The organism is Candidatus Pelagadaptatus aseana (genome assembly GCF_040362265.1).
In the GTDB taxonomy this organism is placed as follows: domain Bacteria; phylum Pseudomonadota; class Gammaproteobacteria; order Pseudomonadales; family Cellvibrionaceae; genus Pelagadaptatus; species Pelagadaptatus aseana.
In genome coordinates, this window is sequence record NZ_BAABNJ010000001.1 from 279,812 (window position 1) to 304,491 (window position 24,680).

The window sequence follows — 24,680 nt, forward strand, 5'->3', positions numbered from 1 at the left end:
TAAGCGACATCAAGCTGACAGTGCTTGCCGGGATACCGGCAAGCTCCATCCGGTCTGCTGCCACACGCCCAGCAGAATCAGCAAGACACTCGCCATCAGAGACGCATAGAGCTGCAGGTCTGTGTCGTTATCCATAGGCTGCTGCTCTACTTTTTCCAACTTCTGACCTTCAACCTGCTGCGCCGCGGCTTGGGTTGGCTGAGCCATTTCCGGCAGTGATTCCACTGGCGGCTGCAATGTCATATTCAAACCAAACCCCTGAGCCTTGGCATCGACATAGTCTTTAAACGCTTCGTTGTCGATAAACACATCGTAGCGATTGGCCAGTTCGATGTAGCGCTCGGTCATGGCCTTGACGGTGTCGTCGTCTGCCGCCCAGTAATCCTTGCGTACCGCCTCGAGCATGCGTTCCAGAAACTGGGCCTGAGCGGTGGGGTGAACCTGTTCAAACCACTCGTTGATGCCCATGTCGTAGCTGTCTTGCACATACACTTCGAAGAACTGCTGCCATTGTTCGTCGTGCACATACTCCGGCGCCATCACTTCCCATCCCCAGAAATTATTCATGCGATCGAGAATCGCCGTAGCGCCGGCATAACCTTCGTTTTGCATCTGTTCAATCCAGCGCGGATGGAAATAACGCGAGCGCAATTCTTTGGCCAGAAAGCGCTCCATGGTTTCGGCTTTTTCGGCACCGGCTTTGCGTAAATTGGAGACAAACATTTCCGGAGTCTGTCCGTCGATCTGCCGCACCGCCTGCGCAATACCACCAAAATACTGGAAGGGATCGTCGTTGGTTAACAGGGCATAGAGATTCGACGAACGGGAGAAAATCACCCCATCGGTACCGGACAACACCTGTTTGTAGAGATCGACGTTCTCGACTTTTTCACTCCAGCGTTTGGCGTCCTTACCAAACCAGAAGCCCATGCGATTCATATAGACATCGGTCATTTTGCTGTCGTCTCCCCAGCTGCCGGAGTCGAGTGTAGCCGAAGCCAGACCGGTGCCGTAGTTGCCGGTTTCGTTGGAAAAGATGCGCACGGTGGAGAAATAATCCGCATCGGCTTCACTCACGCCCTCGGCCAATAAACCGGCTTTGATTGTCTGGGCGTTGTCATACAAAGAATTATTGTCTTCTTTTAACTTGGCCACTTCGTCAATCGCCTTGGCCATCCACAAGATTACATTGGGAAAAGCGTCGCGGTACAAGCCGGTTGCCGTCAGCGCCACATCCACACGGGGGCGCTTTAACTCAGAGTAGGGAATGATTTCCGTACCGATCACCTGACCGCTCGGTGCCCACTTGGGACGCACGCCCATGGTTCTCAATACCTGCGCTTCGAGCACACCCTGATGGCGCATGGTTTCCAGTGACCACAGGGAGAACGCCAACTTATCCGGGTAACGACCATGCTTTTCATAATGCGCAGCGATATTGTCTTCCGCCAGTTTGCTGCCCACTTCCCAGGCCGCTTTACTTGGAACACGCGCCGGATCAAAACCGATCAGGTTGCAGCCGGTTGGCGCCGCATCCGGATTGCGAATGGGATCGTTGCCATTACAGGGGCGAATAAATTCGCCATCCAGTGCCCGCAGCAAATTGGGTAACTCTTCAGTACCCTGGAAGTTGTCCCAATATTTTTTCGCCTTAGCCAAATCTTCACCAAGCTCTTCTTCTACAACTTCACCCTGTTTCAAAAAACGGGACAGGGTTTGGTAGCCCGGCAGAGCTTCCAATTTCACCGCATCATTCTGATCCATCTTCTGATCGGCAGGAATGGTCCAGCCCTGATCATTTTCCAATTTAACGGCGCGATCTTTAAACTCGTCACCCAGCATCTGGGCAATGGTGGTGTAGAGATGATCTTGAGGTGGCACATCACCAAAGGTATGCAAGCCCAGAGGCTGACTCATGCTTGCCAGCGATTGCAGATAATCCTGAATGTCAGGAATCAGCTCGGCAAAGTTGTCTCTGGCCTGCTCTTCATCTACACCAAAATCCGTCAACATTTTGTGCGTTTGCATCAGGGCAATGGCTTTATCGCGACTCTTCTCTTTGACCGCACCTTCATCCAGCTGGGTATAGTCGGCCAGCAATTCCTGCAACTCCGCCAGCTCGCGATAGGTTCCCGCCGCGGCAAAACCCGGAGTCAGATGGCTGATCATGGTGGCGCGCCCACGACGTTTGGCCTGCATCGCCTCGCCGACGTTATCAATAATGTAGGGGTAGACCACCGGAATATTGCCCACCGCCAGATTGCTGGGGTCGTAAGCCCAAAGACCGCGCTCTTTACCCGGCAGCCACTCCTGTGAGCCGTGAGTACCCAAATGGATAATGGCATCGGCACCCCAGCTTTCACGTACGTACAAATAGGCGGCCAGATAAAAGTGATTAATGGCGGCCTTCATGCTGTGGTACAGCTCCGACTGTTCTTCAGCCGTATCCCCCCGTCCCGGCTGTGGCAGCATAATCAGGTTGCCACTTTGCATGCGCGGAATCACAAAGACTTTCTCACCCTTGTAATCCACCAGCATGGCATTCTCTTCGGGTTTACCCCAGCGATCGAGAATGGGTTGCTGAACCGCCTGCGGCAATTGCTCAAACCACGCCTGATAGACCGACAGTGGCAGATAATCGGCCATGCCTTGCTGCACCAGCGGTGAAGCATCTTCAGAACGATAGAAAGGACGCAGCAGCTTGCCCGCACCATCGATGTACCACTGCTCGTCTTCCACGGTAACCGGGTAACCGGCCTGATTCAGGGCGCGGGAAATCCGCTCCAGCGATTGCGGTACGTTCAAAAATGCGGCACCAATATTTTTTTCACCCGGTGGGTAATTCCACATCATCAACGCCAGTTTCTTTTCGGCTTTGGGGATATGTTTCAGTCGCGCGTGATTGACAGCGCGATCGGCCAGCGCTTGCAGTTGCTCATCAATGGCCACCTTGCGACCACCGTCGCCCTTGGCTGCGAGAATGGTGGCATCGATAACACCGCTGGATTCCGGCATCACCAGAAAGAACGGCGTCATGGTCCCCGAAACCCCGGCGTGATCTTTCAGGAAGGCATCACGATCGCCATCGAGGTAGTTGATGGCATGGATCACGGGCACATTCAATTCGGTGAATTCCTGCAAGCGCTTATCCACATAGTGGATTGAGCGATAACCCACGATCAGATCGACCCAACTCTTGCCATTTTGCATTAACAGGTCGGTGTAGTTCTGATTTTTCTCGACGCCCTCAAAGAAAAAAGCCAGAGCTTTGGCGCCACGCTGCTCGATGGCCGCCAGCAATTGGTCCACTACACTGGCATCTTCCAATTCAATCACGGAGCGATGCATGGCAACAGCCACAACCGGCTGCGCCGCTGCGGGAGCCAGCCAGGCCATCATGGTCTCGGCACTGGCGGTGACCCGCTCGGGGTAATCGGGGTGGTACAAACCGATATTGGGCAGCACTGTCGGCGCCGCAAACTCAACATCGGCGGCGCTCTTTAATTGCAGAATATCAGCGGCCATATAAGCCATCATATTGCGATAGTTTTCTCTACCGCCGCTGCGGTAATAGTCGATCACCGACTGCGCCTGCTCGCGACTGACATTGACTTGAGTGTTCGCGTCCACCGCCTGACGCACAGAAATAATTTTGGCATTATGCTGGCGGAAAATTTCCACAAACGGTCCGAATGCTTTTTGGCTCTGCTCGGCATTGATCATGTCCAGCAACACCAGATCGAAGCGCTGCAGCAGTTGTTGCCAGTGCTCGGTCTTCAAACCGCGCCCGGACTGGGTCGCCAGACTCATGCCAAAATTTTCAGCCGGGGAGCGCAACATTTCAACGCGCAGCGGACTGCCATGGCCCATCGACACCAACAGAATATTTTTCTCTGCGCCAGCATCGGGCTCCGCCAGCTTGACCGGCATCGCGTGCCGATCCGATTGCGCTGACACACTCACAGACACCAACATCATCAAGGCCAAAAACAGGCCTATAAAAGAATTTACGGATTGCATAAAGAACTCAGAAAATTGGAGGTAAATTACTCAGGAACATAAACGATGGAACCGTCGGCCATCTTGTAGGCTACCCCGGCCTTGACGCCGTCACCGGAACCCACCTCGCCGCTGCTCTTGTAGGTCTCGATGGTCTTGCCCTGTTTGACGATCATTTCCATATTGGGCTCACCGGCGTTTTTGATGATGGTGACGTTTTCTTCCAGAAAGGGATTCATTGGGTTCTGGGCAATGGCGATCAACAGAGCCGCGACCAACACCAGAAACACATCCACCAGATTAACTACCGACAACGCCGGATTGATGCCTTCGTCCTCATCAAGCAACTTCACGGAGTTCTACCTCGCTGCACTTTTCCTGACGCTCGACACTGGCTGAAATGGCCACCAGTTCGGCGGCCAGCCAGCGCTTCTTAACACTGGCAATCCAGAAGGTAATGGAGGCAATCACCAGACCGAAAATAACCGCCGAGAAGGCCACAATCAGGTTTTCACTGATCCCCTGAATATTGCCATCGGCCAGGGATTTAAGCGCGGGCCCCATCGGCACCATGGTGGCGATCAACCCCAGCATCGGCGCCAAACGACTCACGGTGCGAACACCCTCCATCTCTTCCAGCGCTGCCACATCCAGCTCATCGCGACTGACTTCTGCGTTGGCGCGTTTAAGGGAAACCAACGGATAACCTCTGAGGTCACCGGACTCGTTATGATTCAGCGCATTGCGATAGTGGGTTTTATTTTTACGTCGCTGCCAGGCCTGACAGGCAAAGGCGCCGCTGGCCATCAAACTGTAGCCGAACAGAATCGCCAACAGGATCAAAACCGGCGCCATAAAAAAGTCCGATATTTGATACATTAATTCTTCAAGATTTCTAATCATGGTGTTTCACTTCTGATGGTTTTTAATAATTCAGTTAGAGGTATTCATCACAATATGGGCGGCCGACAAATCGTGTTTTTGCAACCAGGCAAACAATTTCAGGGTTTTTTCCAGTGATGCATTTTTGTCACCGGAGATAATGATTTCCGGTTGCTTGTCCGCACTTTTCAGCGCCTGGATTTTTTGTAAGAGAGCTGATTCAAAACCGTGCCAGCCACTGTATTCGGTATCCGCCAGCCCCCATTTATCATTCTCCTTAAACAAGGTGACAGAGACCTGCTGGTCCACCATCAGACTCTGCGCCTGACCCTCACTATCGGCAGGCAGCGACACCTCCAGGGCCTCGGGGACGGTATTGGCCGTCAACAACAAGAACACCAGCAGAATAAAAATCACATCCAGCAACGCCGTCATATCCGGAAATGCGGACACACCGGAAGATGCCGCGCCATTTTGCGAACCGGCAATCATGCCAATTGACCTTCAGGCTGATTTTGGAAAACGGCGGGCTTAATAATGTTTTGATCATTTTGTGCGAACTCTTCCAGCTCCAGCGACAAAGAGCATTCATTGAGGACCTGCGCCATAATCTCAACACGATGATCGCCCCAAATGGAAAATACCTGACTGGCAACCAGCGCCGGAATGGCAATCGCCATACCCAGCGCGGTGGTGACCATGGCTTCCCACATGCCATCGGCTAATAAGGCTGGCGTGACCGGGCCCGTCACATGGGCAACATTCTGAAACATGCTGATAATACCCAGTACCGTACCCAACAACCCCAACAGCGGCGCAACAGCACCCAGCAAAGTCAGCCAGCGCGTATGTGCCTGTAATTTGCGACGCTGCTGCTGCAACCAAACACTGACTATTTCATCGCGCAGCGCTTTGGATTGATCACGATGCTGATTCAACAATTGCAAACCGGCCATCAGGCCGCTGGCTTTTTTTATGCCTGCCAAATCACCACGCTTAAACAGCTCTTTTCCCTGGTCAGCGTTACCAAACCGATACAACAGCGCCACCAGCAAACGCTCAGCAATAATAGCCAACGTCAACACCGAGCAGATCAGCAACGGATAAATAACCGGTCCCGCCGACAACATATGTACTTTTAACAGCTCCATATCTCACTCTTTACTTAAATCCCGCCAACCCTAGCGGTTAATCTGAAACGCCACAGGCACTTCGACCCAGGCCATGACCGGCACATCGTCCACCAGTGCCGCTTTAAATTCCCAACCTTCAACCGCACGCAATGCCGAGTTATCCAACAGTGGATAGCCACTGGAGCGCACCAATTTCACTTGTTGGGTCTTACCTTCCTTATTAACCAACGCCTGAACCAGAGCCTCTCCTTGTTGACGCTTGCGCAAACTCAACTTGGGATAAACCGGCGGCGATGGTCTGCTACGAAAACCCGCCTGCTTCACTACCGGCAAGGATTCCAAACCCGTCACATCCGTCTTTTTCTCTTGCGCCGAAGCCTTTGCCTGCAACTGCGGAGTTGGCTCTTGAGCAACATCTTCTGGTTGTTTTTCAACAACTTGTTCCGGTTGCTTGCCCTCTACTTGAATAACCTTATTTTCAAGCTCTGGTTTTTCAGGTCTGGCTGGATCCGGTAGCGCCTCGACCTTCCTGTCGAAATTTTTTTCTGGCGGCTTGATGGGCGCAGCCTTTGGTTCTGGAGCAGCCTCAATAGTCACCATCGACAGCGCCATGGAAACAGGCAACTGTTGACTACCCCCGCTGATTTCCAGCGGTTTGACTTGATCATTACTTGCCAGCCACAGGTAGTGCATCGCCGCCGACAACAGCAACAGCATTAACCGCCAACTCATGGGTTATCCCGTCTCAAAAAACTGGCGCCATCCTATTACGAATAATTCCTATTTGCAAATACGAATCTTTATCATTATTATTTTTGCGATTGAAACATGGCGATCGGCTTGTTGAGCGATCGCCCTATAAAACAAAACCAAAGGAAGCAACCATCGTGAACAAGCACCAACGCTCGCCACTGTCCGCCGCCATTATCATGGCGCTGGCAGCCAACTCTTACGCTGACAGCCCTATCGGAAACCAGACCAAAGAGGCCGGCTATACCTTCTCGCTGGATAAAGTGACGGTTGCCGCCACACTGACCGAGCAGAAGATTGAGGATGTGGCCAATACCGTCACGGTCATTGATCAGGAAGCCATGAACAGAGCCAGCGCCACCGACATTCGCGACATGCTGCGCTATGAGCCCGGTGTTGAAGTAGGCTCCTCCGGCCGCTTTGGCCTGGATGGCTTTAATATCCGCGGCATGGATGGCAATCAGGTCAAGATCGTGGTGGATGGCGTTGATCAGAGCAAAGCCTTTAACCCCGGCGGCGATTTTCAGCAGGTCAATCGCAACCTGTTTGACATTGATGCCATGAAGCAGGTCGACATCGTCAAGGGTCCGGCCTCGAGCCTGTATGGCAGTAACGCCATTGGCGGTGTGGTGTCTTTCACTACCAAGGATCCCTACGATTATCTTTCCGCCAGCGGCGATGATTCCTACGGCTCACTGAAGACCCAGTACACCAGTGAAAACGAAGGTACCCACACCACCGCCACGCTGGCCAACCGTAGCGGCCAACTGGAAAGCCTGCTGGTTTACACCCACCGCGATTACAAGGAAACCGACAATCAGGGCAGCGTTGGTGGTGAAGGCGAGTCGCGCACCAAGGCCAATCCGCTCGACAGCCGCAGCGACAACATTCTGGCCAAGCTGCAATACCAGATTAACGACGCCCACCGGGTGGGTCTGACCTTTGAGCAGAATACAATAGACACCGACATCAATAACCTGCGTGGCAACTACGTTAATGATTTCAGTGTCTTCTTTGGTAACCCCGCCGGCACCGACGGGATTGCCTATTCCGACAACCGCTCGGAAGATGCTTACGAGCGCACCCGCATCGGCTTCGAGCATGAATGGCAGGCCGGACTGTCGGCATTTGACAGCCTATCCTGGTCCTACAACCAGCAGGAAACCATCAGCGAGCACAATACCTTCGACTCGATTGTGCCCTTTGGCTGGGGCGCTTTTATGGTGTCCGGTGACGGCCCTCGGGAAAATAACTACAGCAACGAAGAAGACAGCAAGCAGCTGACAGCCCAGTTTGTAAAAGCCATCAACAACCACACCATCACCTACGGTTTTAACTGGGAAAATACCGATGCTGTTAACGAGACCGGCCGGGTTTACACCAATGGCAGCTCAGCCCCGGAAACCAACCGTTACTACCCCAAGGTTGAAAGCGAGTCGCGCGGCATTTTTATTCAGGATCAGATCAGCCTACTCAATGGCAGCCTGACCCTGACTCCCGCAGTGCGTTACGATGAGTTTGAAGCCAAACCCAAAGCCGATGCCATCTTTGACGAACAGTTCGACAAGCACGACAGCGATAAAATTTCCGGTCGACTTGGGGCAGTCTATAAGCTCAATCAGGACTGGGCCGTCTTCGGTCAATACGCTCAGGGCTTTAAAACTCCGGACCTTGGCGATATGTATTACGCCCGCAACGGCGGCGACTATCTGAGTCTGTCGAATCCGGATTTGAAACCGGAAGAAAGTGATTCGTTTGAAGTCGGCGTGCGCTTCCAGTCCGAGGTTGCCAGCGTCGAAGTTTCAGCTTTCTACAACGACTACAAGAACTTTATCGATACTGTCGAACTGGGCACCCAATACGATTACAACGGTGACGGTGACCTGCTCGACGGCCCGGGTGTGGATGACTTTTCCAATGGCGTCACGCAACGGGTGAACATTTCCGAAGCCACCATCAAAGGCATCGAGTTGCGTTCTTCTGTCTGGCTCGATGAAACCCTCGGCGCACCATCTGGTACGTCTCTGACCGCGAGCATTGCTTACGCCGACGGCGAAGGCAAAAGTGATCAGGAGGGTACCGAGCCGCTCAACAGCATCGCGCCATTAAAAGCCGTATTCGGTCTGGATTATCAGGCACCGAATGGCACCTGGGGATCCACCCTCAGCTGGACGCTGGTTGACGGCAAAGACTCCAGTGACCTGCCGGACATCTCTACCGATACCAACCCCGATGTGGTTCAGTTTGCCACCCCCGGTTATGGTTTGGTGGACCTGACGGCGTTTTATAAACCCATGGAGCAACTGACCATCAGCGGCGGCATTTATAATCTGGGAGATAAAAAATACTGGGTGCATGAAGACGTCCGTGGCGTAGGGGTCGGTGGTCTCGATGGTGCCGAGGATTATATTGATCGTTACACCCAACCGGGTCGCAACTTCTCAGTGAGCGCTGTGTACAGTTTTTAATTCTTGTGATTATCAGCGTACTTTCAACGGCAGCCTTTTATGGCTGCCGTTTTTGGTTCTGTCGTAAAGAGTTGTTCTGTGTTTGTTTCGTTTCGGGATCCATGGCTATTGCTTGTTGCCGAAAAGCAGGACAAGATCAGGTCCGCCATAAGACAGCTGCCATCCCCCAACACTTGAAGCCACATCGCCCCCCTATGAATCAAAGCAAACTCCACAGACTTCTGGGCCTGATCATGATGCTGCCACTGCTTGCCTGGGCAGCCACCGGCGTCATCTTCCTGACCAAACCCGATTATGACCAAGCCTATGAGAGATTACCGGTTAAGACCTACCCCATGGAATCCAAAGTGCAGTTTATTCCGGGTGAGAAATGGCAAGAGATTAAATTGGTACGATCGGTTCTGGGATTGCATCTGCTGGCTAAAAACAACGAAGGTTTCAGGCAATACGATCCCGTCACCCGTCTACCCGCAGCGGCACCCACCACACAGCAAGTCAGCGCCTTGATCGGAGATGCGCTGCACTCTAACCCGGAGCGTTATGGGACGATTGAACGGGTAGATGGTTTCACTGCTTACACCAGTACGGGCGTTGTCATCACGCTAAACTGGAATACTCTGAGTCTCAACCAACGTGGCCGGGATCGGGAGGTCATTGAAACCCTGTATCACATTCATTATTTGCAATGGACCCAATGGGAGGGTGTCAATCTGGCTCTGGGTATCCTCGGACTTATTGGTCTGCTATCTCTGACTCTGCTGGGTCTGAGCACTTACCTTGCCAGGGGACGGAGCAGCGCTTAGCACACCCAATCTTTTATTGACCGCTACTTTTAATCGTTATTTTTGACATTTACTTAAGGCAAAAAAAACCGGATCTGCATTCGCCGATCCGGTATTAAGGTGGGCTATCAGAGGACTGATCCGGTGAAATGTCACGCTAGTGAGGCGTAACACGCCAAATCGTCAGGTCGCTGCCAAACTGTCGAAGTCAGCGGCGACTTGCAATCAATATTAATGATAACGATTCGCATTTGCAATAGTTTTTTAAGCTTTTATCGAGCTTTTGTCGTCCTGAGGGCAACCACCCGGGACTTCTTACTGCGAGATGCAGATTTCGAAAGCTTACCTCCCCCCTTCTGACACTCAGCATCGCGAATCATCTCTCTGAGTAGGGTAGACCCTGGTAATCCTATTATGACATTCATTCTCTGCTCCACTTGACCGAGTCGGAAGTTCGCCGCCGAAGCCTTACATGCGAACGATAATAATTATCATTTATACCAAATACAGCCATCATTGCAACAACAATCTGCCATTAAATCGGCGGGCTTGATTTGCCTCAAGCTCTCGCCAGTCTGAGAGGCAGAGTAATACCCAACCAAGACCCAATAAGCCCATATCAGGTACAGATAACACATTTACGACACGTCTAGGCACATACCACCCTGATAGGCTGCCCTATAGTGCTCATCGTTAAATAACCAACCACAAGTAGGGAAACCATTATGAGCATTATTGAAACTGTAAATAGCAAAGTCGAAGCCATGATCAACGACACCAAAACCGAAATTGATACCGCCAAGGTGAGAGCGCATCTGGCGCAAATGAATGCATCTGATAACGCGGAAGAATTGATTTCAGAAGCTGAGAGTTCGATTGCAGCCACCAAATCAGCACTGAACAACAAAATTTCTGAAGCCAAGGACAAGATCAATTCAATTGCAGAACACATTGAACTGGGACAAATGGAACTGGAAGAAAACCTTAAAGAAGCCACCGACTCCGCCAAAACCAAAGTGGATGAAGTGGAAGTTCAGGCGGCCTTGGGCAAAATGGAATTAAAAGAGCAGATTAACAAAACTCTAAACTGATCAGAGCTGCCGCTCTATCCCACCAACCGTTAATCCGCCCTGGAGTCTTTGGGCGGATTAACCGATCAACATATCGTAAATCGCCGGCAAGATGGAAATCACCAGCAACAGCGCCATGGAGATATTGAACACGCGCTGATGAGCCGCAGACTTAAGCACCCCTTTCAGCCACACACCAAAACACATCCACAAACCGACACAGGGCAGAGCCACGATCAGAAAAGCCAGAGACACCATCAGAGTGATCTGATTAATGTCACTGCCCACCGAGGAATAAGTGGAAACAGCACCGGTGGCCATAATCCAGGCCTTGGGGTTGACCCACTGAAACAGCGCGGCCTGAATAAACGTAAAGGGTTTGCTTCGCTTGCCATCCAGTGCTGTCGGAGCACTGTTGGCAATCAACCAGGCAAGATAGAGCAGGTAAAGAATGCCCGCCACTTTGATGACGGTGTGTAGAACCGGAACCAGCTCAAACACCACACCCAGGCCGAAACCGATGACAATTACCATCACCGGAAAGCCAAGGCAGATCCCCCAGAAGTGGGGCAAACTTTTGCGCACACCATGATTGAGACCGGAGCTCATGATCATAATGTTATTCGGCCCCGGGGTGACCGTTGCCGAAAACGCAAACAGTAATATCGCTAAAAATAATTCCATAAACCAAAAAGCCGGTGACACTGAGTGCACCGGCAACCATTAAAAATGCAGAAAAATAACAGAGTGTAGCGCAACCGAATCCGCTACGACTGTGACCAGCCCTTTTCGACAGACAACTCATGCAGACGTTCCATGGTGTCGTCTTTGTCCTGCCACAACTCTGATACCCACAACTGGAATGACTTACGGAACTCTTCATCCTCGGAGTAATTTTTACCGAGAAATTCAGCGGGGATGTCCTTCTGCTCCACCCGGACAATCACGTTGTTCACCTTGCCAGACAGAAAATCCATAAAGCCGGGCTGTTGGTTATCCGGGTAGTGAATGGTGATATCCACCAGACTGTCCATCGAATCCCCCATGGCGCCGAGCACAAAACCCATGCCACCGGCTTTGGGTTTTAACAGGTGACGATAGGGTGAGTCCTGTTGTTGATGCTTGGCCGGAGTAAATCGCGTTCCCTCCAGAAAATTAAACACGGCAACGGGAGTGTATTGAAACTTCTCACAGGATTTGCGGGTACTTTCAAAGTCCTTGCCGCGCATTTCCGGATGCTTTGCCAAATACTCCTTGGTGTAACGCTTCATAAACGGGAAATCCAGTGCCCACCAGCACAAGCCCATGATCGGCACCCAGATCAATTCCTGTTTCAGGAAAAACTTGAGCATGGGAATACGACGATTCAGCAAATGCTGCAGGATAAAGATGTCCGCCCATGACTGATGATTGGAGGTGACAAAATACCAGTGTTTTTTATCCAGCTTTTCGACCCCTTCAACATCCCATTGCAAAGGCTGTGTCAGCCACATCCAGAATGAGTTAACGCTCATCCAGTTCTCGGCAATGGCGATGGCCACCTTGGTACAGAATGTCTGCCAGGCGAATACCGGCAGCAGTATCCGCAGTAGCGTTACCAGAAACAGAAACGGCGCATGAAACAGAATATTGGCCAGCAAAATGGTGAAAGCCAGCAGGGCACGCAAGGGCGCGGGGAGAAAAGAAAACATTTATAACCTAGCAATTTGAGATTGATTCGCTGCGCTCACAATGACGATAATGGATTAATGTCATCCTGAGGAGCCGCGAAGGATCTTTATCGTAAAACCTTGGCAATGGTCGCCATCAGCGAATCCGGGTGGAACGGCTTCACCAGCCAACCGGTTGCACCTGCTGCACGCCCCTCAGCTTTTTTATCCGCTGAGGCTTCGGTTGTCAGCAACAGAATGGGTACCGTTTTACACAGGGAGTCACTGCGCAGTGACTTGGTCAGGGCTAGACCATCCATGCCCGGCATATTGACGTCGGTAATCACCAGATCGAATGCACTGCGCTTGGCTTGAGCCAGCGCCGCATTGCCGTCTGCCGCCTCCGTGACATTGTGCCCTTTCGACTTGAGGGTAAAAGCCACCATCTGGCGCATGGAAGAAGAATCATCAACGATCAGGATATTGGCCATTCCTAACTCACACCTTTCATCAGTCATTACACAAGAGGATAAAATATCCCATCAGCTGCAAATTATCATCTGCTTTTGTTGCTGACGGATAACAATATAAAAAAGCCCCGCTGTGAACAATTCAAAGCAGGGCTTTTGGGTCATTGGCCTCGGTCACCCCGGGCCAGCGAACGATCAGCTGTCAAACGGATGACGCAGTACAATGGTTTCTACACGATCCGGACCGGTGGAAACAATATCAACCGGCGCGCCGGTCAGCTCTTCCAGACGCTTGATGTAGGCCTTGGCATTTTCTGGCAACTCATCCCAATTCTGCACACCAAAGGTGTTTTCGCTCCAGCCGGCCATTTCTTCGTAGATGGGCTCAATACCTTCCCAACCCTCGGCATCGTAAGGCACTTCAATCTGCTGGCCTTCGGCGTTCTGGTAACCCACACAGATTTTAACGGTTTCCAGACCGTCCAGTACATCCAGTTTGGTCAGACACATACCGGAAATACTGTTGATGCGAATCGCATGGCGCACGGCAACGGCATCGAACCAGCCGGTGCGACGCTGACGGCCGGTGGTAGCACCGAACTCGTGACCTTTTTCACCCAAATGCTGACCCACTTCGCAAGACAGTTCGGTCGGGAAAGGACCACCGCCAACACGGGTGGTGTAGGCCTTGGTAATACCCAGAACATAATCCAGATACAGCGGGCCAAAGCCGGAACCGGTAGCGGTACCGCCAGCGGTGGTATTGGAAGAAGTCACAAACGGGTAGGTACCGTGGTCGATGTCCAGCAGCGAACCCTGGGCACCTTCGAACAGAATGCTTTCACCGGACTCACGGGCCTCGTGCAGATTGGCCGTCACATCAGCCACCATAGGCTTCAGCTCTTCACCCCAGGCCAGAGCATCTTTCAGCACCGCATCGTAATCCAGAGCATCGGCTTTGTAATATTCGGTCAGAGCAAAGTTGTGATAGGCCATCACGTCTTTCAGCTTTTCAGCAAAACGCTCGGGGTGCATCAGATCGCCCAGACGCAGACCGCGACGCGCGACCTTATCTTCATAGGCGGGACCAATGCCACGGCCGGTAGTACCAATCTTGGCGTTGCCGCGAGCCGCTTCACGGGCGTGATCCAGTGCCACGTGATAAGGCAGGATCAGAGGGCAGGAAGGTGACAGACGCAGGCGCTCGCGCACCGGTACATCATTGGCTTCCAGCTCAGCCATTTCTTTCAGCAAAGCATCCGGAGCCAGTACCACGCCGTTACCAATCATGCAGGTAACGCCTTCACGCAGAATACCGGACGGAATCAGGTGCAATACGGTTTTCTTGCCTTCGATCACCAGTGTGTGACCGGCGTTGTGACCACCCTGAAAGCGCGCCACCAGAGAAACCTGATCGGTCAGCAGATCAACGATCTTGCCCTTGCCTTCATCACCCCACTGGGTACCCAGTACAACAACATTCTTGCCCATGGCTTTAATAACTCTCTCTTGAAAGGAATCTAGCTTTACAACAGCTAAATAAGATTACAAAAAACGCTTACAAATCGACGACCAGATACTGGCCGTCCTTCAACACCAGCTGTCGATCACAGCGGATGGTAATATCTTTCACTTCCTGACCGGCAAAACCGGTCACTACTTTTTCACCCGCCTTGCGCAGCTCGGTAATGGCATTCCACTGTTCCGGATCCGGGCTGAAATGCGCAAAGATCGCGCTCTGCTGTTGCTGTTCGTGACTCAGCAATTGGTCCAGTGCAGTGACGTCGACCGAGAAACCGGTGGCCGGACGACCATTACCAAACACACCGCCCACGTGGTCATAGCGACCACCGTTAGCCAGTGCCGTGCCATAACCCGGCGCAAAGGCCGCAAACACCAACCCGGTGTGATAGCGGGCGCCACGCAGTTCAGCCAGATCAAAATACAGATCCGCCTGCGGGTAACGCTGTTCCAGCACCTCGGCAACCGCATCCAACTCATCCAGCGCCTTGGCGACACTGACCGGAGCGCCCCACAAGGCATCGCGCGCTCTGGCCAACACCGTGCGGTCACCTGCCAGCAGCGGCAGCACTTTCAACATGGCCGCGGCATCTTCGTTCACGCTCAACTGATCCGCCCAGGCATTCAGCTCGGTAACTGCCTTGCTCTGGAGCAAATCAAAAAATTCTTTTTCCTGGGAATCATTGAGGCCTGCAGCCTCCACCAGGCCGCGGTAAATCGCCACGTGGCCGAGATCCATGTTGAGTTTTTCCAGCCCCACTTCCTGCAGGGAGGACAACAACAGGGACATCACCTCAACGTCGGCGCCCAGACCTTCCTCACCATAGAGCTCAACCCCTGCCTGCAGCGGCGAGCGGGTACCCAGCGGCGACTTGGGCTTGGTGTAGAGCACATGACTGGCGTAACACAGGCGCGACACTCCGTCGCGACGCAGGCTGTGGGCGTCAATGCGGGCGGTCTGCGGGGTAATGTCCGCGCGAATGCCCATGGTGCGGCCGGTCAACTGATCCATCACTTTGAAGGTCAGCAGGTCAATATCCTGACCGAGACCAATCAAAAGCGAATCGGTGTACTCGACCATGGGCGGGATGATCATCTCATAGCCCCAGCGACCATAGAGATCGAGCAGGCTGCGACGCATGGATTCTATCCGCGCGGCCTTTTCCGGCAAAATATCCTCGACGCCATCCGGCAACAACCAACGTTCCGCGTAGGTCATATTTCTTGAAACCCTATAAATACTTTACTTCAGCAGGTACAACAGGCCTGCACCCAGCAACATGCTGCACAGCCCCATAGAACGCAGATGGGAGTCTTTCACCAAAGCCAACTGGGCCACCAGATTGCGCCAGCGGTTGGGATAGAGAAACGGCATGATGCCTTCCAATACCAGCATCAAACAAAAAGCCTTTCCCAGTTCTTCCCACATACACCCTCTATTTCCAACACCGCCGCTAACGACGTCCTGCTTCTCACGGCATACCGTTCGTCCTGAACATAAAAAAACCGGACTCAGATGAGCCCGGCTTGATGAATTATACCCTTTTTGCTGGTCAGAGAACAATCAATCCTGACCCGTTGTGGGGTTAATATCGACTTACTTACGACCTTTGCTGTCGTTCAGATAACGGAAGAAGTCGCTATCGGGGTCCACCAGCAAAATATCGTCCTTGCCTTTAAAGGTTTCTTTATAGGCATTGAGACTGCGAACAAAGGTATAGAACTCTGGATCCTTGTTGTAGGCCGCCGCGTAGATGGCCGCTGCCTTGGCATCACCTTCACCTCGAATCAGCTCGGATTCACGGTAGGCCTCAGCTTCCAGAATGGTGCGCTGACGATCGGCGTCGGCGCGAATCACTTCCGCCTGCTCCTTACCTTTGGAACGGTGCTCGCGGGCTTCACGCTCACGCTCGGAAGTCATCCGGTTAAATACCGACTCGCTCACCTGATCCGGCAGATCGATGCGTTTAACCCGCACATCCACAACCTCGATACCCAGCTCGGTGTTGGCGAAATTGTTTAACGCCACCGTCAAATCAATCATCAGCTGATCACGCTCACCGCTGACCACCTCGTGCAGGGAACGCTTGGCGAACTGGTTACGCAAACCTTCGTTGATGCGCTGGGCCAACAGACGCTCGGCGCGGCTCTCTTCACCGTTGGTGGCGGTGTAGTAAGTACCTACATCCTTGATGCGCCACTTGGCAAAGGAATCCACGATCATGCCTTTTTTCTCAACAGTGAGAAAACGCTCAGGGCGGGCATCCAACGTCAGGATACGGGAATCAAACTTGCGAACCTCATGCACCAGCGGCAGCTTCCACTGCAAACCGGGTTGCAGATCGTTATCAACCACCTTACCGAACTTGAGCATCACGCCACGCTCGGTCTCTTTCACAATAAACAACGTGTTACCAATAATCGCCAGAGCAATTACGACGCTGATCAGAATGCTGAACATTTTATTATTCATGATTAACGAAGCTCCCTGCGGCGAGTGTTATTAATGGCTTCACGACGCAACTGGTCGGTTACGCGGTTACTGATTTCACGTACCACATCCGGTGAAATCTGCTGCGTAGCCATGGGGGCAGAAGAAGAGTTCACAATCTTGTCCAGCGGCAGGTAAAGCATATTATTGCCACCTTCCACGTCGATCATCACCTTGGAACTGTTGGCCATCACGTTTTGAACCGCATCCAGATACAGGCGATCACGGGTAACCTGCGGCGCCTTCTTGTACTCGGTCAGCAATTGCTCAAAGCGTTTTGCCTCACCTTCGGCCTGGGCCACCACCTGCTCACGGTAGGCACTGGCCTCTTCGATCACACGTTGAGCCTTACCACGGGCTTCAGGGATGATGCCGTTGGCGTAGGCCTCAGCCTCATTCTTCAGGCGCTCTTCATCTTCCCGCGCCTTGTTCACGTCATCGAACGCCGCTTGTACTTCGCGAGGCGGGTTGGTGTCTTCCACGTTGGCGGTTTCGACCTGAATACCGGTCTGATAGCCATTAAGGTAATCCTGCAGACGGGTCTGAACTTCCTGTGCCAGCAATTCACGACCTTCGGTCAGCACTTCGTGCATGGTGGTTGAACCCACCACATGACGCAGCGCACTCTCGGTGGCCTGAGTCAGACTGCGCTCCGGATCACGCACCTGCAGTACAAAGTCCGAGGCGTCATTGATGCGGTACTGAACCGACATATTGACCTCAAGGATGTTCAAATCCTCGGTCAGCATCAGGCCACGGGAGCTGTGCAACCGCACCCGGGTGACATTGACTTTGGTGACCGAATCGATCAGCGGTGGATTCCAGTGCAGACCGGGGCCCACGGTTTCCTTGTAAACGCCCAGACGCAACACCACACCACGCTCCTGTTCGTTCAACTGGTAAATGCCCATCAGGAAATAGGCCACGATCACAACCACGGCGACCAGACCAATGGAGGCACCACTGAAACCGGAACCACCAGAGCCACCCCCGGAGGAATTACCACCGAAAATGCCGTTGATTTTGTCCTGCAGCTTCTTCAGGGCTTCATCCAGGTCAGGCGGGCCATCGTTATTGCCACCCTTGCCCCCCCAGGGATCCTGATTGTTTCCACCAGGCTCATTCCAGGCCATAGTCTATCTCCGTTGATATTATTAATTTTTCACGCCAATCGGTCAGGACCAGCAAAGAGTCGATTCTAGCAAAGCCACTGCGTTTGCACACAGAGGCTTACAATAATTTATTTGCAGAGGCCATCCCGAACACATGTTAAGGATCTCCCCTGAAGAGATTCTTCCTCTCTTCGATCGTCACAATGACACAGGAAGAATCATTCCCAGTCTTCTTTCCCGGCCAGATTATCCATTACTTCTACCCAGTTTAATTGCTCCAGCGGAATCTGCTCATCACTGAGTATCTTTAATAACTCGGGGCGAGGAATCGCTAATTCAATGTGGCAGTCGCCATTATCCTGATAATTTTCCGAGACAATGGCGTTGGCCTGATACAATCTGGCGCGCAGGCGACTCTCGTGAGGCTGGATACACAACGTATTGTTGATGCGATCCTCACCCAGAATCTCAGCCACGGCCTCAAACAACAGGTCAATGCCTGTTCCCGCCTGAGCCGACAGCCACACCGCCACCGGTTGACCAGTGTCATCGCGATCAATGCGCGGCACAAAGTCTTCGATCAGGTCGATCTTGTTGTAGATACGCAGTTGCGGCAAATCGGATGCACCGATTTCTTCCAGCACTTCCTCCACCTGTTCGATATTGCGAGCCCGCTCTTCGGCTGGCGCATCGATCACATGCAACAACAAGTCGGCATTGGACGCCTCTTCCAGGGTCGCGCGAAAGGCCTGAACCAGACGGTGAGGCAGATGACTGATAAAGCCCACAGTATCGGCCAGCACCGTGGTGCCTATCACCGGTAACTCGATGCGGCGCATGGTGGGATCCAGCGTCGCAAACAATTGATTCTCGGCGTAGACGCCCGCCTCGGTGATGCAATTGAACAGGGTCGATTTACCGGCGTTGGTGTAGCCCACCAGCGATACCGTGGGCACCGAAGCGCGCTGGCGCGAACGACGTCCCTGATCACGCTGTTTACGAACCTTGTCCAGACGTTTTTCAATCAGACTGATGCGTCCACGCAACAAACGGCGGTCGGTTTCCAGCTGGGTCTCACCCGGCCCCCTCAGACCGATACCACCCTTCTGGCGCTCCAGATGGGTCCAGCCGCGAATCAGACGAGTCGACATATGACGCAACTGCGCCAGTTCCACCTGCAACTTACCCTCGTGGGTGCGGGCGCGTTGGGCAAAGATATCCAGAATCAGTCCGGTGCGGTCCAGCACCCGGCATTCCAATTCGGCCTCCAGATTGCGTTCCTGAGAGGGCGACAGATTGTGATTGAAGATAACCAGCTTGGCCTCGTGCAATTGCACGGCCTGCTTCAACTCTTCGAGCTTACCCGTACCAATAAACAGGCGGGCATTGGGAGTGGCGCGGCTGCCGGTAATAAATTCTACGGGGTCGCCACCGGCGGAGAGCACCAGCTCTTCAAATTCTCGGGGGTCATCGGGGTCGGTACTTTGAGGGAAGTCCAGATGCACCAGTACCGCCAGTTCACCAGATTCGGGACGTTCAAAAAACAACTTTACACCAAGATAGCCCTGACACATTGGTCGCCCAGAGGGCGTCGGGCAATAGAATAAAAGAAGGAACAACGGCAGACGGCGTGTCTGCCTGAGCCATCTGCCGCGCCCCAAAAGACGCGGCCGAGGTCAAGCCGTTTATCAGGCTTCGCCCATCTCACCGCCGTCGGCGGCTTGCGGGTTCATCATTGGCACGCGAACCGGGCGCGATGGCACAACGGTGGAAATGGCGTGCTTATAAACCATCTGGCTGACGGTATTTTTCAGCAATACCACAAACTGATCGAAAGACTCGACCTGACCTTGCAGCTTGATGCCATTAACCAGATAGATGGAAACAGGGATACGCTCTTTGCGCAGAACGTTGAGGTAAGGGTCTTGCAGGCTATGTCCTTTTGACATAATTGTTCTCCTAAGAAGTCAAAGCACAACTCGTGCTATGGCGCCAAAAACCGGTATTGTTGTTCTCGCATCCGGCGGCGCTAGTAAATGTAACATAACTGACAAATGCGCCCGAAACAGGCGCATGTGCATTATAGGACTAATTCACCGGAAAAAGTTCAATAATTCATCAGCCATTGACACTTTTTTGCGAATCTTACCGTCCTCAGAGTCAATATAGACGAAATTGGCGTTCTGCCACCCCCGCAACCAGGTAATTTGGCGCTTGGCCAACTGGCGGGTGGCGGCAATGCCTTTATCCCGCATCTCCTCTCGGGAACATTGACCCGCCAAATATTCCCAGACCTGACGATACCCCACTGCGCGAATGGCCGGCAGATCCGGATTCAAGTCACCGCGAGCCATCAGGCCTTGCACTTCTTCAATAAAGCCATTGTCCAGCATCAGATCAAAGCGCTGTTCGATACGGGCGTGTAACACGCTGCGATCCCTCGGCAGCAGAGCCACCTGACGCACGTCATAATCCTGATTCAAGTGGTACTGTGATTGCTCTGCCCGCAACTGGGTCATGGTTTTGCCGCTGCTGCGATACACCTCCAACGCCCGACTCAAACGCTGGGAATGATTGGGGTGGATTGCCGCTGCCATCTGCGGGTCCACAAGACGCAATTGCTCATGCACGTAGGGCCAGCCATGGACACTGGCCTCGGCCTCAATCTCGGCGCGAACTGCGGCATCCGCCGCCGGCATATCCGCCATCCCCTCGAGCAAGGCCTTGAAATACATCATGGTGCCGCCCACCAGCAGCGGGATAGCACCGGCCTGATGAATATCGCGGATCTCGCGCAGAGCATCCTCGCGAAACTCTGCGGCCGAATAAGGGGTCGCCGGATCACAGATATCCAGCAGTCGGTGCGGCGCCAGGGCCAGCTCATCGACAGAAGGTTTGGCCGATCCAATATCCAGACCTTTATATACCAGCGCCGAGTCGACACTGATCAACTCCACCGGCAGGTGCTGGCGCATGGCCATGGCGAGATCGGTTTTCCCCGAAGCGGTCGGCCCCATCAGAAACAGCACCTTGGGCTTATCAGACGCCATGATTACTGCCCGCGCAAAAACAGTTTGTCCAGCTCATCGAGCGTTTGCAGTGTCCAGGTAGGACGACCGTGATTGCACTGGCCGCTGCGCTCGGTGGCTTCCATATCACGCAACAGGGCGTTCATTTCCGGAATAGTAAGCCGGCGATTGGCCCGCACCGAACCATGGCAGGCCATGGTCGCCAGCAGCTCATTGATGTGATTGTCGATGCGCTGACTCATGCCGTACTCCACCAGATCGGCCAGCACATAGCGCACCAGCTGCTCCACCTTGGCGTTATTGAGCAGCACCGGCACCTGCCGAATCAGCAGACTTTCCGGCCCGGCCCGCTGCAATTCAAACCCCAGCGAGCGAAACAATTCGTCGTGATGTTCGGCACAATCGGCCTCTTTCTGACTGACGGCAACCGTTTCCGGAACCAGCATCGGCTGCGCCTTTAAGCCTTCTTCGGCCACCGCCTGCTTCATGCGCTCATAGGTAATCCGCTCATGGGCCGCATGCATATCGACAACGATCAAGCCCTCGGCATTTTCCGCAAGAATGTAAATGCCTTTTAACTGGGCAATGGCGTAGCCCAGCGGCGGAATCTCTTCATTGTTCTGCTCCAGTTCCGCCAGACTCGGAACAGCCGCCTGCGAACCCGGTGAAGCAAAACCGTTGTCGCTACGACCGTACAACTGCTGATAGGCCGGGGCCTGATCGGCAATGGAAAAATTGGCCGGCGCGGGAGCCTCAGCTCGCTGCTGAAAACTCATATTGCCCTGTGGCCCGAACTCACCCGCCGCCACACCGGACGTCGCCGGTGCCGGCGAGTGACTGAAATCCTGCCCCTGTGGCAATTGATCGTCTGGCCGCACTTCGGCCAGCGCATGATGCAAACTGCGGAAAATAAAATCGTGCACCACCCGGCCATCCCGGAAACGCACTTCGTGCTTGGTGGGGTGAACGTTGACGTCCACCACCGCGGGATCCAACTCGAGGTACAACACATAGGCCGGATGGCGGCCATGAAACAGCACATCCTGATAGGCCTGACGGATGGCGTGAGTGACCAGCTTGTCCTTGATGGCACGGCCGTTGACGTAGAAGTGCTGCAAATCCGCCTGACTGCGGGAAAAGGTTGGCAGTGCTACCCACCCCCACAATTTCAGTCCGGTGCGTTCCACATTGATGTGCACCGCATTTTCCATAAACGCCGGGCCACAGATCTGGGCGACACGTCGCTCCTGTTCGATCTGGGTTTGCGCGGCACGCCAGTTGTGAATCACCCGGCCATTGTGACGCAGGGAAAAACCCACATCGAAACGGGACATGGCCAGCTTCTTGATGATGTCTTCGATGCGATTGAATTCGGTTTTTTCGGTGCGCAAAAATTTGCGGCGCGCCGGCGTATTAAAAAACAGATCCCGCACTTCCACCGTGGTGCCCTGAGGATGCCCCGCCGGAGTCACTTCGGCCTGCATATCCCGCCCCTCGGCTTTAACACTCCAGGCCGAACCGGCCTCGCCGGTGTTGCTGGTCAGGGTCAGGCGGGCCACGGAGCTGATACTCGCCAGCGCCTCGCCGCGAAACCCCAGCGTGCCAACCGCTTCCAGATCATCCAGATGATAAATTTTGCTGGTGGCGTGACGACTCAACGCCAGCGGCAGATCGTCTTTATCGATGCCCTTGCCGTTGTCGCGCACCCGCATCAATTTGATGCCGCCATTTTCTATGTCCACATCCAACCGATCGGCGCCGGCATCGAGACTGTTTTCCAGCACTTCCTTAATTACGGATGCGGGCCGCTCAACAACTTCGCCGGCCGCAATCTGGTTAGCCAGACGCGGGGATAACAATTTGATTTTTGACATAAATACTTTTTACCAACATTCATCACCGCGCCGTATCGCGCGATGAGAAAATCATCAAGACGCGGGAATTTTTAATCTCTGGCCAACCCGGATCACCGAACCGGACAGACTGTTCTCGGAGCGAAGCTGATTGACACTGACGTTGTAGCGCTGCGCTATGCCACTGAGGGTGTCGCCCCGGGCAATCACATGCTCACGCACACCCCCGCCATTTTTCTTCCAGGCCACATAGCTGCCCGCCGGCGGGTATTGATTGAAATAGCCCTTAACCCCTTTGAAAATGGCCTTTGCCATATTCTTGCGGTAGTAGCTGCTGCTCAATTTTTTGGCTTCATCGGGATTGGAGATAAAGCCCGTTTCCACCAGAATGCTGGGTACATCCGGCGATTTCAGTACCGCAAATCCCGCCTGTTCCACCTGGGGCTTATGCAGCTTGGCAATGGAATCCATGGATTTCAAAACCCGGCCACCGACATCCAGACTGGAACTCAGGGTTGCAGTCATGGACAGATCCACCAGCACCCCGGCCAACACCTGATCCTTATCCTCCAGGCTGACATTGCCAACACCCCCAATCAAATCCGCCTCGTTTTCTTTTTGCGCCAGAAAACGGGCCGTCTCTGACGTGGCGCCGCGGCGTGACAGGGCAAACACCGAGGCCCCTTTGGCGCGCTTATCCTTGAAGGCATCGGCGTGAATCGAGACAAACAAATCGGCGCGGTTCTCGCGAGCAATATTGCGGCGTTTGCGCAACGGAATATAGTAATCGCCGGTGCGCACCAGCACCGCGCGATAGCCCGGCTCGCCATCGATCAGTTTCGCCAGCTCTTTACTGATGGCCAACACCACATGTTTTTCCAGCGGCCGCGTCTTACCCATTTTCGGCCCCAACGCACCGGGATCTTCACCGCCGTGACCGGCATCAATAGCAATAACAATGTCGCGCAATTTGGCACTGGATTGAGTGGTTGCCTGCTCAACGGTTTTTACCACGGCCCGGCTCTGGTCAAACAAATCCACCACCAGACGATCCAGTTTGTCACCGTGTTTTTTCAGGGAAAAGCTTTTGGGTCTGACCGACTGCTTTAAATCGAGTACAACCCGCAGATCCGTGCCATTGCGCGCGGCACTGCGTATGCGCTTGATGGGTGTTTCCGACAAATCCATCGACGCCAGACTGGCCTGCATATCCGCCTTGGCAATATCAATCACCAGACGGTCCGGGTTGCCGAGGGTAAATATTTTGTGAGAAGCCGGGCCACTGAGATCAAACACCAGTCGGGTATTATCCGGCGCTCGCCACAAACGCACGTTCTTGACCGACGCCGCCAGCGCGTTGCCGGCGACCATGATCAACACCAGCGTAACAAGCACACTGCACCGGAAATGCATTTTGGGAAATGCCCCCATAATTTTCGCCAATTATTATTCTGTTAATTCAATTGTTCGG

At 53.4% G+C, this 24,680-nt stretch carries 21 protein-coding genes and 1 pseudogene; 3 read left to right on the forward strand and 19 right to left on the reverse strand.

The window, feature by feature from the left end; genetic code table 11:
* Positions 1–9: 9 nt before the first annotated feature.
* The 6 genes and pseudogenes from cobN to ACPXV9_RS01325 form a co-directional block, all read right to left on the reverse strand.
* Complete coding sequence (gene cobN, locus ACPXV9_RS01300; RefSeq protein WP_423893905.1) at positions 10–4,020, reverse strand: cobaltochelatase subunit CobN; 4,011 nt, start codon at positions 4,018–4,020, stop codon at positions 10–12.
* 26 nt (positions 4,021–4,046) lie between these two features.
* Positions 4,047–4,352 carry a DUF2149 domain-containing protein gene (locus tag ACPXV9_RS01305; protein ID WP_423893907.1) on the reverse strand — a complete coding sequence of 102 codons (306 nt, stop codon included), beginning with the start codon at positions 4,350–4,352 and terminating at the stop codon, positions 4,047–4,049.
* A complete protein-coding gene (locus ACPXV9_RS01310; RefSeq protein ID WP_423893909.1) occupies positions 4,339–4,902 on the reverse strand; it encodes a MotA/TolQ/ExbB proton channel family protein in 564 nt (187 codons plus the stop codon). The genes ACPXV9_RS01305 and ACPXV9_RS01310 overlap by 14 nt, the downstream gene beginning before the upstream one ends.
* Positions 4,903–4,932: 30 nt before the next feature.
* Positions 4,933–5,316 carry a biopolymer transporter ExbD gene (locus ACPXV9_RS01315; RefSeq protein WP_423894315.1) on the reverse strand — a complete coding sequence of 128 codons (384 nt, stop codon included), beginning with the start codon at positions 5,314–5,316 and terminating at the stop codon, positions 4,933–4,935.
* A gap of 182 nt (positions 5,317–5,498) precedes the next feature.
* Positions 5,499–6,032 (reverse strand): annotated as a pseudogene (locus tag ACPXV9_RS01320) (MotA/TolQ/ExbB proton channel family protein); the annotation flags it as partial.
* A gap of 30 nt (positions 6,033–6,062) precedes the next feature.
* On the reverse strand, positions 6,063–6,746 hold the full coding sequence (locus ACPXV9_RS01325) for an energy transducer TonB (RefSeq protein WP_423893910.1): 684 nt from the start codon (positions 6,744–6,746) through the stop codon (positions 6,063–6,065).
* 155 nt (positions 6,747–6,901) lie between these two features.
* Here ACPXV9_RS01325 and ACPXV9_RS01330 point away from each other — a divergent pair, with 155 nt between their 5' ends.
* The 3 genes from ACPXV9_RS01330 (at position 6,902) to ACPXV9_RS01340 (ending at position 11,105) form a co-directional block, all read left to right on the forward strand.
* Positions 6,902–9,232 carry a TonB-dependent hemoglobin/transferrin/lactoferrin family receptor gene (locus ACPXV9_RS01330; RefSeq protein ID WP_423893912.1) on the forward strand — a complete coding sequence of 777 codons (2,331 nt, stop codon included), beginning with the start codon at positions 6,902–6,904 and terminating at the stop codon, positions 9,230–9,232.
* Between the two features lie 194 nt (positions 9,233–9,426).
* A complete protein-coding gene (locus tag ACPXV9_RS01335; protein WP_423893913.1) occupies positions 9,427–10,035 on the forward strand; it encodes a PepSY domain-containing protein in 609 nt (202 codons plus the stop codon).
* A gap of 704 nt (positions 10,036–10,739) precedes the next feature.
* Positions 10,740–11,105, forward strand: a complete 366-nt coding sequence (locus tag ACPXV9_RS01340; protein ID WP_423893914.1) for a hypothetical protein — start codon at positions 10,740–10,742, stop codon at positions 11,103–11,105.
* A gap of 57 nt (positions 11,106–11,162) precedes the next feature.
* Here the strand turns inward: ACPXV9_RS01340 and ACPXV9_RS01345 are convergent, their stop codons facing one another.
* From ACPXV9_RS01345 to ACPXV9_RS01405, 13 genes are all read right to left on the reverse strand, one after another.
* The gene (locus ACPXV9_RS01345; protein ID WP_423893916.1) at positions 11,163–11,768 is read right to left on the reverse strand and encodes a LysE family translocator; all 606 of its coding nucleotides are present in this window, start codon (positions 11,766–11,768) and stop codon (positions 11,163–11,165) included.
* Positions 11,769–11,851: 83 nt separating this feature from the next.
* The gene (locus ACPXV9_RS01350; protein WP_423893918.1) at positions 11,852–12,775 is read right to left on the reverse strand and encodes an acyltransferase; all 924 of its coding nucleotides are present in this window, start codon (positions 12,773–12,775) and stop codon (positions 11,852–11,854) included.
* An 86-nt stretch (positions 12,776–12,861) separates the two neighbouring features.
* Positions 12,862–13,224: a response regulator gene (locus ACPXV9_RS01355; RefSeq protein ID WP_423893919.1), complete on the reverse strand. Its 363-nt coding sequence runs from the start codon at positions 13,222–13,224 to the stop codon at positions 12,862–12,864.
* Positions 13,225–13,398: 174 nt separating this feature from the next.
* Positions 13,399–14,694, reverse strand: coding sequence for an adenylosuccinate synthase (locus ACPXV9_RS01360; protein WP_423893921.1), 1,296 nt, complete (start codon positions 14,692–14,694; stop codon positions 13,399–13,401).
* Positions 14,695–14,761: 67 nt separating this feature from the next.
* Positions 14,762–15,943, reverse strand: a complete 1,182-nt coding sequence (locus ACPXV9_RS01365) for an ATP phosphoribosyltransferase regulatory subunit (RefSeq protein WP_423893923.1) — start codon at positions 15,941–15,943, stop codon at positions 14,762–14,764.
* A gap of 24 nt (positions 15,944–15,967) precedes the next feature.
* Positions 15,968–16,153 carry a DUF2065 domain-containing protein gene (locus ACPXV9_RS01370; protein WP_423893925.1) on the reverse strand — a complete coding sequence of 62 codons (186 nt, stop codon included), beginning with the start codon at positions 16,151–16,153 and terminating at the stop codon, positions 15,968–15,970.
* Positions 16,154–16,321: 168 nt separating this feature from the next.
* Positions 16,322–17,197: a protease modulator HflC gene (hflC, locus tag ACPXV9_RS01375; protein WP_423893927.1), complete on the reverse strand. Its 876-nt coding sequence runs from the start codon at positions 17,195–17,197 to the stop codon at positions 16,322–16,324.
* 2 nt (positions 17,198–17,199) lie between these two features.
* Positions 17,200–18,348 (reverse strand): FtsH protease activity modulator HflK, encoded by a 1,149-nt coding sequence (gene hflK, locus ACPXV9_RS01380; RefSeq protein ID WP_423893929.1) that lies wholly within the window; start codon positions 18,346–18,348, stop codon positions 17,200–17,202.
* Positions 18,349–18,545: 197 nt separating this feature from the next.
* Positions 18,546–19,874, reverse strand: a complete 1,329-nt coding sequence (gene hflX / locus ACPXV9_RS01385) for a ribosome rescue GTPase HflX (protein WP_423893930.1) — start codon at positions 19,872–19,874, stop codon at positions 18,546–18,548.
* Between the two features lie 141 nt (positions 19,875–20,015).
* Entirely contained in the window at positions 20,016–20,276 is a 261-nt protein-coding gene (hfq, locus tag ACPXV9_RS01390; RefSeq protein ID WP_423893932.1) for an RNA chaperone Hfq, read from the reverse strand.
* Positions 20,277–20,420: 144 nt separating this feature from the next.
* On the reverse strand, positions 20,421–21,377 hold the full coding sequence (gene miaA / locus ACPXV9_RS01395; protein ID WP_423893934.1) for a tRNA (adenosine(37)-N6)-dimethylallyltransferase MiaA: 957 nt from the start codon (positions 21,375–21,377) through the stop codon (positions 20,421–20,423).
* Positions 21,378–21,379: 2 nt separating this feature from the next.
* A complete protein-coding gene (mutL, locus tag ACPXV9_RS01400) occupies positions 21,380–23,230 on the reverse strand; it encodes a DNA mismatch repair endonuclease MutL (RefSeq protein ID WP_423893936.1) in 1,851 nt (616 codons plus the stop codon).
* Between the two features lie 54 nt (positions 23,231–23,284).
* Entirely contained in the window at positions 23,285–24,640 is a 1,356-nt protein-coding gene (locus ACPXV9_RS01405) for an N-acetylmuramoyl-L-alanine amidase (protein WP_423893938.1), read from the reverse strand.
* Between the last annotated feature and the right edge of the window lie 40 nt (positions 24,641–24,680).